This is a genomic window from Bacteroidales bacterium (assembly GCA_018334875.1).
GTDB lineage: Bacteria > Bacteroidota > Bacteroidia > Bacteroidales > UBA12077 > JAGXLC01.
The window spans coordinates 40,339-49,023 of the sequence record JAGXLC010000002.1 but is presented as its reverse complement, the minus strand read 5'-3'; the positions used below and the strand labels follow the sequence as shown (position 1 = coordinate 49,023).

Annotated in this window: 8 protein-coding genes; 3 read left to right on the top strand and 5 right to left on the bottom strand. The window is 41.7% G+C overall.

The window, feature by feature from the left end; all coding sequences use genetic code 11:
• Positions 1 to 3: 3 nt before the first annotated feature.
• From KGY70_00440 to KGY70_00425, 4 genes are read right to left on the bottom strand one after another with little or no spacing between them, the layout of a single operon-like run.
• Positions 4 to 309 (bottom strand): hypothetical protein, encoded by a 306-nt coding sequence (locus KGY70_00440; GenBank protein ID MBS3773630.1) that lies wholly within the window; start codon positions 307 to 309, stop codon positions 4 to 6.
• A 9-nt stretch (positions 310 to 318) separates the two neighbouring features.
• A complete protein-coding gene (locus KGY70_00435; protein ID MBS3773629.1) occupies positions 319 to 3,375 on the bottom strand; it encodes an efflux RND transporter permease subunit in 3,057 nt (1,018 codons plus the stop codon).
• A 20-nt stretch (positions 3,376 to 3,395) separates the two neighbouring features.
• Positions 3,396 to 4,391 carry a TolC family protein gene (locus KGY70_00430; GenBank protein ID MBS3773628.1) on the bottom strand — a complete coding sequence of 332 codons (996 nt, stop codon included), beginning with the start codon at positions 4,389 to 4,391 and terminating at the stop codon, positions 3,396 to 3,398.
• Positions 4,392 to 4,403: 12 nt separating this feature from the next.
• The gene (locus KGY70_00425) at positions 4,404 to 5,015 is read right to left on the bottom strand and encodes a TetR/AcrR family transcriptional regulator (protein ID MBS3773627.1); all 612 of its coding nucleotides are present in this window, start codon (positions 5,013 to 5,015) and stop codon (positions 4,404 to 4,406) included.
• Positions 5,016 to 5,238: 223 nt separating this feature from the next.
• Between KGY70_00425 and KGY70_00420 the strand changes: the two genes are divergently transcribed.
• From KGY70_00420 to KGY70_00410, 3 genes are all read left to right on the top strand, one after another.
• A complete protein-coding gene (locus tag KGY70_00420; protein MBS3773626.1) occupies positions 5,239 to 6,033 on the top strand; it encodes a thymidylate synthase in 795 nt (264 codons plus the stop codon).
• Positions 6,034 to 6,086: 53 nt separating this feature from the next.
• Positions 6,087 to 6,587: a dihydrofolate reductase gene (locus KGY70_00415; protein ID MBS3773625.1), complete on the top strand. Its 501-nt coding sequence runs from the start codon at positions 6,087 to 6,089 to the stop codon at positions 6,585 to 6,587.
• A gap of 116 nt (positions 6,588 to 6,703) precedes the next feature.
• Positions 6,704 to 6,973, top strand: a complete 270-nt coding sequence (locus KGY70_00410; protein ID MBS3773624.1) for a 30S ribosomal protein THX — start codon at positions 6,704 to 6,706, stop codon at positions 6,971 to 6,973.
• A 405-nt stretch (positions 6,974 to 7,378) separates the two neighbouring features.
• Here the strand turns inward: KGY70_00410 and KGY70_00405 are convergent, their stop codons facing one another.
• A complete protein-coding gene (locus tag KGY70_00405) occupies positions 7,379 to 8,584 on the bottom strand; it encodes an ATP-dependent 6-phosphofructokinase (GenBank protein MBS3773623.1) in 1,206 nt (401 codons plus the stop codon).
• Positions 8,585 to 8,685 lie beyond the last annotated feature (101 nt).

Below are 8,685 nucleotides of genomic sequence, written 5' to 3'. Positions count from 1 at the left end.
TATTTAGTCATAGAAATAATCATCCAGGGTCCACATACATGCTGTTGCAAGTTCGTTGTCATTGTAAGCATTTTGATTGAATTCCCTGATTTTTTCCATGATTGCTTTGGCGCGGTTATCATCCATAAACTGCATGAATATGGACGAATTGTAACTTGGCCAAACAGCCGTATTCAGCCTTGGTTCCCCTTTAACGTTTTTTGCCGGTACCTGTTCTATAATCTGGTAATCGCTTACTTTGTTGTCTTCCAACATGTTGATGAGGGGTTCTCTGACGCTTACATTACAGGTTACATAAATCATTTTCATGGCAAAATATTATTTTTCGTCATTTGCAGATTTTATATGGAATACGGTATATATTGCAGGCACTATGATCAGGGTTACGATGGTGGAAATTAGCATTCCACCGATGATGGTAACCCCCAGGGGAGAATACATCTCTCGTCCCATTCCCTGACTCAGGGCCATAGGCAGCATAGCGAGTATGGTAGTGAATGAGGTCATCAGAACCGGACGCATTCTCGAGCGCCCTCCTTCCAGTACAGCATCATAAAGACTGTAGCCTCTTTTCCTGAGTAATTTGGTGTAATCTACCAGTACAATTCCGTTATTCACCACGATCCCCATAAGCATAATCACACCTAAAAAGGTTGTAACGCTTAGCGTGAGGCCTGTGGCGAAGAAAGCCCAGATAATCCCCACAAAGGTGAAAGGCAGTGCAAACATGATGATGAAGGGATCTTTGAATGACTCAAACTGACCTGCCATAACCATATATACCAATGCGATGCCTATCGCCAGTATCAGATATAAGTCACTAAAGGCTTGCTCCTGCTCGGTGAGCTGGCCTCTTACTTCTACATCAACACCTGTGGGAATGCTGATCCCGTCAATTTCGGCCTGTACTTTGGTGGCCGCCCTTCCCAGCGAAATATCCTGCAGATTGGCCATTACCTTAACGATTCGCTGCTGGGATTTCCTGTCAATCTGTTGAGGACCGAGCTCCTGCCTGATGTTTGCAAAGGCTTTCAGTGGAATCTGCTTTCCCTTCAAATTTGTAATTTTAATGTTTTTTATCGCCTCGATTTTATTCCGGTAATTGGGTGCATATCTTACATTGATTGCATATTCATTTCCGCTTTGAGTCAATTCCCCGGCTTCCGCACCATAGATGCTGCTGCGTATCTGCTTGCCTATCATTGCTGTGTTGAGCGCCATGTCCTTGGCTTTATCCTTGTCTATAATCACCTGTAATTCCGGTTTTCCTTGATCAATCGTGGTCTGCAGATCGGTTAATCCTTCGATGGTTTGCAGTTCATTATAAATATCGGAAGCAGTAGAGTTGAGCTCATCAAAATTGTTACCGGTCACTTCCACTTCAATCGGTTGAACATTACCGGTAATGGCATCGGAAAGGATGCTCCCGGCCATGACATGAAAACTTTCTATCTCCGGTATTTTATTGATCCGTTCTCTCAAATCTGCTCCAATCTCTTTGGCGGGGCGCTCCCTGTTGCTGGGTAACTTAAGGTGGGCAAGAATGGTGGCTACATTTTTCCCTTCTTCAAACCCCACTGAGCTGAGCGTGCCGTCTTCTGTCTGACCGCTGACAGAAGCAAGCGTACCGGGTTCCAGTTCAGGAACTTCTTCCCGTATGATTTGCATAACCTTTTTTGCGGCCCGGTCGGTCTGGCTGGCGCGGCTTCCAACTTCGGTTTCGATAACTACGGCAATATCTCCTGCGTCAAATTCCGGGATGTAATCTGTACCGAGGCCTCTTCCCAGATACAGTGTTCCTGCAAATACCACCAAAGCTGCAAGAAGGGTGAAGGTTTTATGATGCAGTGCCCAGTGAAGGGATCGTTTGTAAAATGCTTCGATCTGTTCAAATTTCCGTTCGCTCCACTGATAAAATTTTCCCTTGTAGTTTTTTTTCTGTTCCCTGAGGCCTTTAAGCAATTTGGATGCTGCTGTTGGCGTTAAACTGAGGGAAGTAACCAGTGAGGCCACCATGGTGACGGATGTCAATACCGCGAGCTGCTTAAATAGGATGCCTACTATACCTCCAACAAAGATCATCGGAATGAATACCATCAGTGTGGTAGCTGTTGCGGCTGAGATGGCCATACTCATCTCATGGGTTCCGAAGATGGAAGCCTGTTTGGGCCTGCTTCCCTTTTCAATATGCTGTACAATATTTTCCAATACGACAATGGCGTTGTCAACTACTAAACCAATGGCTATAACAAGCGACATCAGCGAAAATATGTTGATGGTGTACCCTCCTATAAACATGATGATGAAAGCAATGATAAGGGAGAAAGGAAGGGTTAGAATGATGATCAGGCTGTTTCTCCATTCCCTCAGGAAAAAGAATACCACTATGGATACAAAAAGCAGACCCCACCATAGTGTTTCCGAGAGGTTCCCTATGGATTGGACGATCAGCTCATCCGTATTCATGATCTCAAATATTTGTACATCATCGGGGAGTTCTTCCTGCAGTTCCTCCACTCTGTCCCTGACCGAGGAGGTCACATTCAGCGTATTAACCCCGGTTTGTTTTTGTATCATCATTGCGACGCCTTCTCCTTCTTTATTGCGGGCGTAAACATCTTTATCCCTGAAACCATCCACTACCGTGGCGATGTCCTTCAGCTTGATGATCCTTTCGTTGAAACTGACCAATGGAATATCCCTTATTTCATCTGTGCTTTCAAACTGAGCGGGAACTTTAACAGAAAAATCATTGGTTCCTACTTTTATGTTTCCCCCCGGTATGTTAAGGTTTTCTGATTTCAATATCGAAGCTACTTCATCCACAGACAGGTTGTATGCATCCAGTTTGTTCGGATTAACCCTGATTTTTATTTCCCTTTCGGGTTGACCGACATATATTACCGATCCAACACCCTCTATCTTTTTGATGGGTGAGGCAATATCGTTTTTAATGATATTATTGATGGCATCGTAATTTTCCTGGGCCGTTATTCCATAAACCAAAACAGGGAACATTGCGGAATTTACTTTATAGATGACCGGGCTTTGTGCATCATCCGGCAGCTCATTTTTTGCCAGTTCAATCAGGTCACGGGCACTGTTTGAAGCCTCCGAAATGTTTGCTCCCCAGTCGAATTGCAATGCAATAAATGAAACATTTTCCCTGGAAGTAGAAGTGATCTCTTTAAGATTTTCCGTTCCGGCCAGTATTTCTTCCACGGGCCGGGTGACTTGTTTTTCTACTTCTTCTGCCGAAGCCCCCGGGTAAACTGTCATCACCGTTAAGGTAGGAAGCTCCATTTCCGGCATGATATCAAGAGGCAGTCTGTTTAGAGAAACCAGACCAAAAAGTACAATGGCGAGAAATGCCATTGTAGTGGCCACTGGTTTGTTTACTGCAATTTTTGGTAATTGTTTAGTGCATGAATTTCCGCGCGTTCTTCCAAAGCCTTCTTTCTGAAATTTTCCGGATTGGTTAGCTGCGTTACCTCTCCGAGGCTATCCGCCAAATGAAGGGTGGTGTCCGTGGAAAATCCCAGTGTCTGATTCAGAGCCATGCGTCCCATTTCCAGACCATTCTTGGCTTTTAGTAACTGAAGTTCAACCTTGTTCTTCTTTACCCGAACCTCCATTACCTTGTTTTTGGTTATAATTCCCTCTTCATGAAGATTTTGTACTTCGGTTAGCAGGGAGTCAAGTCTTTTCTTATATTCTTCTGCCAGTCTCACCTTTTCTTTCAGGGAAATGACTTTCCAGTAACGCTCATCCGTTTCAACAATAACATCCGCTTCACTTTCGTGCTTTTTAGCCTCCATCATTTGGCTGCTATATTTGGCTATGTTGTTGGTTTGTTTAATTTTTCCGCCCATATAGATGGGCTGTTTTAATCCTATATTGCCGAAAAAAACATTCTGCAGATTAAATTTTGCTTCATCACGGGGCAATAAGGCATATTGTTCGAACATAGGATTACCTGATTCAGGATCCTCGACGGGTAAGGGTACCCCGTTGACATCCTGTGTAACCATGGTTTCTCTTACCAGATCCGGATTTTCTCTCGGATCGAGCACAGATAATCCATTCCTGAAAACTTCCTGGGGTACGACAGGAAGGAACATGTTTTCGCTAAAAAGACTGAATTGTTGATTCATTCTGAAGTATCCACCATTGAACTTTATGTTGGGATAATAAAGTGTTTTGGCTGACTTTTCAAGTGAATTGACTGCCAGTTCATTTTCCGTGGCTATTTCAATTTTCTTATTATGCTTTAAGGCGCGCTCCCGGCATTCCTGTAGTGTCATTTGCTCCTGTGCCTTCAGTGATCCCGTGATAAATGAAGACAATAGTATGATCCATAAAACAGGATGTTTTGTTTTGATTAACTGCATGTGCATCATTTTTTATTTGTTGTTTTTTACCAGTCCGTAAAAAATAATTTCCAGCATCTCATCAAGTCTTTGTTCCAGATTTTCCAGTGAATATTCTTTTTTTATGAACAGGCCCACCTCAAGTCCTTTCATTGCAGTTACAAAAGCCATCGCCGCAAATTCGGCCTCCTTTAAACGGAAGATATTTTTGTTCATGCCTTCCTGAAGAATATTTTGTATGATCCCGTGTTCCTCCTTATCGTATTTTTCCCGTATTTTTTCCAAAAAGGCAAAATTCTTTAGATAATCATTTTTTAAGGCTTCATTGAAATTGGCCAGCTCATGTAAAAAGCGCATTCTTGTTAATACGTAGTTTCTTAATTTCTCCTTGGGATCGTCCTCCGTATTGATCACTTTTTTATAGATTTCTGACCTGAGGGCTTCTGCTTCCCTGTTGATCACTTCTTTGTAGATTTCCTCCTTACTTTTAAAATAGTAGTATATGGAGCTTTTTCCCTTTCCCAGGTCATGAGCTATATCGTCAACGGTGGTTTTTTTGAAACCAAACTTGCCGAAAATACCCCGGGCAATATCGATGATATGCTCCCTCATGTTTTTTTTCTCCGTGTATTCTGAAGATTCCATATTCGAACATTTGACCATTTGATTAAATTGGTTCAAAGTTATTGTTCTAAAAAGAATGACCCAAACCATTTGAACAATTTTTTCAGATAGTCGAAACAATTTAAAGATTAATCCGTTGATTAATAATTAAGTCGGAAGTATTTAAAAATTGGATTTGAATATAGCTGAACTTGCTATATATTTGTTAATTTTATAAGGTTTATGTATACGATAATTTTTTATCATGCAACAATATCTTGATTTACTGGATCATGTACTCCAGAATGGTTCCCGTAAAGATGACAGAACCGGAACAGGGACGATAAGTACTTTTGGATACCAGATGCGATTTGATCTTCGGAAGGGTTTTCCTTTGATTACCACCAAGAAGCTTCATGTAAGGTCGATCATTTATGAGTTGCTTTGGTTTTTAAGGGGAGATACCAACATTCGCTACCTCAACGAAAACAAGGTAAGGATATGGGACCCATGGGCTGATGAAAACGGTGATCTGGGGCATATATATGGATATCAATGGCGTTCATGGCCCGGCCCCGACGGCGAATATGTGGATCAGATCTCACAGGTAATTGATTCGATTAAGAACAATCCGGAATCACGCAGGCATTTAGTCAGCGCGTGGAATGTTGGTGATTTGAAAAATATGGCTTTGCCTCCCTGTCATATTCTTTTTCAGTTTTATGTGAATGAGGGTAAGCTGTCCTGTCAGTTGTACCAGCGGAGCGCTGATCTTTTCATCGGAGTACCTTTTAATATTGCTTCCTATGCGTTATTGACCATGATGATGGCCCGAACCACTAATCTTGAACCTTTTGAATTTATCCACACTTTTGGGGATGCCCACATATATCTGAATCATATTGAGCAGGTTAAACTGCAGTTGACACGCGAACCAAGGGAGCTACCCACTATGGAGATCAACCCGGACAAAAAAAATATTTTTGACTTTGAGTATTCCGATTTCAGGCTGGAAAACTACAACCCCCATCCTCATATAAAGGGTAAGGTCTCTGTTTAGTGGATGGTGTTGTGTAATGCATTATATGTTGAAATCAACCAAACCGAAAATTTATGCTTGCCATTATTGTAGCAGCTTCGGAGAATAATGTCATTGGGAAGGACAATCAGTTGTTGTGGCATCTGCCTGATGACTTGAAGCATTTTAAACGAACAACCCGGGGCCATCATGTAATTGCCGGCCGCAGGACTTTTGAATCTCAGGGCAAGCCACTTCCCGAACGGACCAATATTATTATCACCAGAAATTCCAATTATAGGGCAGAGGGCTGCTTTGTGGTGAACTCCCTGGAAAAAGCCCTGGATTTGGCTAAAGATGATGATGAGCCTTTTATAATTGGAGGAGAGCAGATTTACCGGATGGCATTACCCAAAGTCCACAGAATTTACCTTACCAGGATTCATGTTGAATTTGAGGGAGATACTTTTTTTCCGGATTTGGATTGGGATGAGTGGAAAGAGGTAAGCCGGAAATATCATGAAAAGGATGAAAAGCATGCCTATTCCTTTTCCATTCTGGTGTTGGAAAGGAAGAAACGGCATTCGGAAAGTTGATGATTATCATTCACACATTTCATTATAAGCAATTTTTTTATAATTTTGGGCAAGTTAATTCTTGAATTATTTGGGCTAAATAAAGAAGATATTATTAACCAAAATCCAGATTATTTATGGGAAAAGGAGATATCAAAACCAAAAGGGGAAAGATTTTCAGGAACACATATGGGGTTCGCAGACCCCGGAAGAAACAGCGAATGAAAAAGATGGCTTTGGCTAAGAATCCGCAGGAAAATGCACCTGAACTTCAGGAAAATATGACAGATATTAAGATTGGGAAAGAAAAAGAGTCTGACAAGAAGAGCGGAAAAGGCTCGAAGTCAGGAAGCAAAAGTTCCGGAGGATCTAAAAAGTCAGATTCTTCCAATGAAACCCGCATCTAGGAACCTTCGCAACAAGGCAATGAATAAAGCATGCGGGTTCCATGGCGAAGGAAGCACAAGGCTTGAATTTTGAGGTTCTATTTGATTGAATTACAAACATATAATCAAACTTTATCCGAATGAAACCCGCATCTAGGGACCTTCACAACAAGGACATGAGTAGCATGCGGGTTCCATGGTAATACAAGCAAAGTTTGTAATTTTGGTAAATAAATCAATTTGAAATTCAATTTTTTAATAAACTGTTACACTAATGAATCATAAGGCTGTTGTTACTTAGTGTTTGTCCATAAAGTCAAAGAGATTTGAAAGAGACTCTACTTAGACAAAATGAAGGGATTATTTTTCTATATATGAAAAGTATAAGAAACGCCGGAAATTTCCGGCGTTTCTTTATGGTAATAACTAAACTTCGCTGGTCATGATAAAAAGGGGCTTCATGGCAAAGCTCTTATACTCCGGTCTTAATCTTTCTGTATTGTAATGTTCCTTAACATTTACTTTTTTGCTTTTTGCGGTTACCACTTCAATAGGTACATTGTCGTAGTGCCCGTGTTTAAATACCACCATTCTGCCGTGTAAACCTTCCAGCACCAGATCAAGAGCCAGATTACCATAAGCCATGGGGACAATCGAGTCAATGGAGTCGGGATCACCGCCTCTTACAAGATAACCAAGCTTCTGATTGATGGTGCTTACTTTAACCCCATTATTCAATTTGGGTGAAAGTTCCTTGATTTTAGCGGAAACCAGGTCACCTACTCCACCCAATTTGGCATGTCCGTACATATCTTTACTCTGCTCTTCAAAAACCATTTCGCCGCCTTTATACATCGCACCTTCAGAGATCAGTACTACCGAATAGTTGCTGGGATGCTTGGCACGGTCTTCAAGCAGTAGTCTTGTAAGATCTTCAATTTCAAATTTATATTCAGGGATCACACATCGGTCCGCTGCTCCGGCCATTGTAGGCAGCATGGCTGTAAAACCGGCATATCTTCCGAATACTTCCAGTACCAGAACCCGCTCATGGGACCCTGCAGAAGTTCTGAGCATGTGTGTCATAGAAATGGTGCGGGTTACACAGGTACTAAAGCCAATGCAATAATCCGTGCCAGCCACATCATTATCCATGGTCTTGGGAATACCGATGAGTTTAACACCTTCTCTATACAGCCTGACTGCATAGGATAGTGTATCATCTCCTCCAACAGGAATCAGGAAATCAATATTCAGATAGTCCAGATTTTTCAACACTTCGCTGGTTAGATCATTTTTTTCTTTATTGTATTTGTCTTGAAGGTGTTTGGGCACCGCACTTTTGGGTACATTTTGAGGATTGGTCCGGGAACTGTGGAGGAAAGTCCCGCCGGTTCGGCCTGCCCTGTTTACAACGCTTTCGCTTAATTCGGAATAACAACTGGAATTGTCGGCTTCTTTGTCCCTGACCATATCTACCAGGCCAGCCCAGCCTCTTTTTATTCCAATTACCTTATATCCTTCACGGATAGCGCGTACGGTTACTGCACGAATTGACGGATTAAGGCCGGGGACATCGCCTCCCCCTGTAAGAATACCTATAACACCTTTGGTTTGTTTTGAATTTGCCATAATTTAGAATTTTGAAGTGTACAACATTGGTCAAGGGATAAAAATAAACATTATTATAGATTATAAAAAAATTCTTTTGATTTTTTTTTATGAAGTCAAGA

Excerpts from the sequence above, each read along its gene's own strand:
- KGY70_00440 (MBS3773630.1), bottom strand. The coding sequence starts at position 309 with ATGAAAATGATTTATGTAACCTGTAATGTAAGCGTCAGAGAACCCCTC.
- KGY70_00435 (MBS3773629.1), bottom strand. The coding sequence starts at position 3,375 with ATGGCATTTCTCGCCATTGTACTTTTTGGTCTGGTTTCTCTAAACAGA.
- KGY70_00430 (MBS3773628.1), bottom strand. The coding sequence starts at position 4,391 with ATGCAGTTAATCAAAACAAAACATCCTGTTTTATGGATCATACTATTG.
- KGY70_00425 (MBS3773627.1), bottom strand. The coding sequence starts at position 5,015 with ATGGAATCTTCAGAATACACGGAGAAAAAAAACATGAGGGAGCATATC.
- KGY70_00420 (MBS3773626.1), top strand. The coding sequence starts at position 5,239 with ATGCAACAATATCTTGATTTACTGGATCATGTACTCCAGAATGGTTCC.
- KGY70_00415 (MBS3773625.1), top strand. The coding sequence starts at position 6,087 with ATGCTTGCCATTATTGTAGCAGCTTCGGAGAATAATGTCATTGGGAAG.
- KGY70_00410 (MBS3773624.1), top strand. The coding sequence starts at position 6,704 with ATGGGAAAAGGAGATATCAAAACCAAAAGGGGAAAGATTTTCAGGAAC.
- KGY70_00405 (MBS3773623.1), bottom strand. The coding sequence starts at position 8,584 with ATGGCAAATTCAAAACAAACCAAAGGTGTTATAGGTATTCTTACAGGG.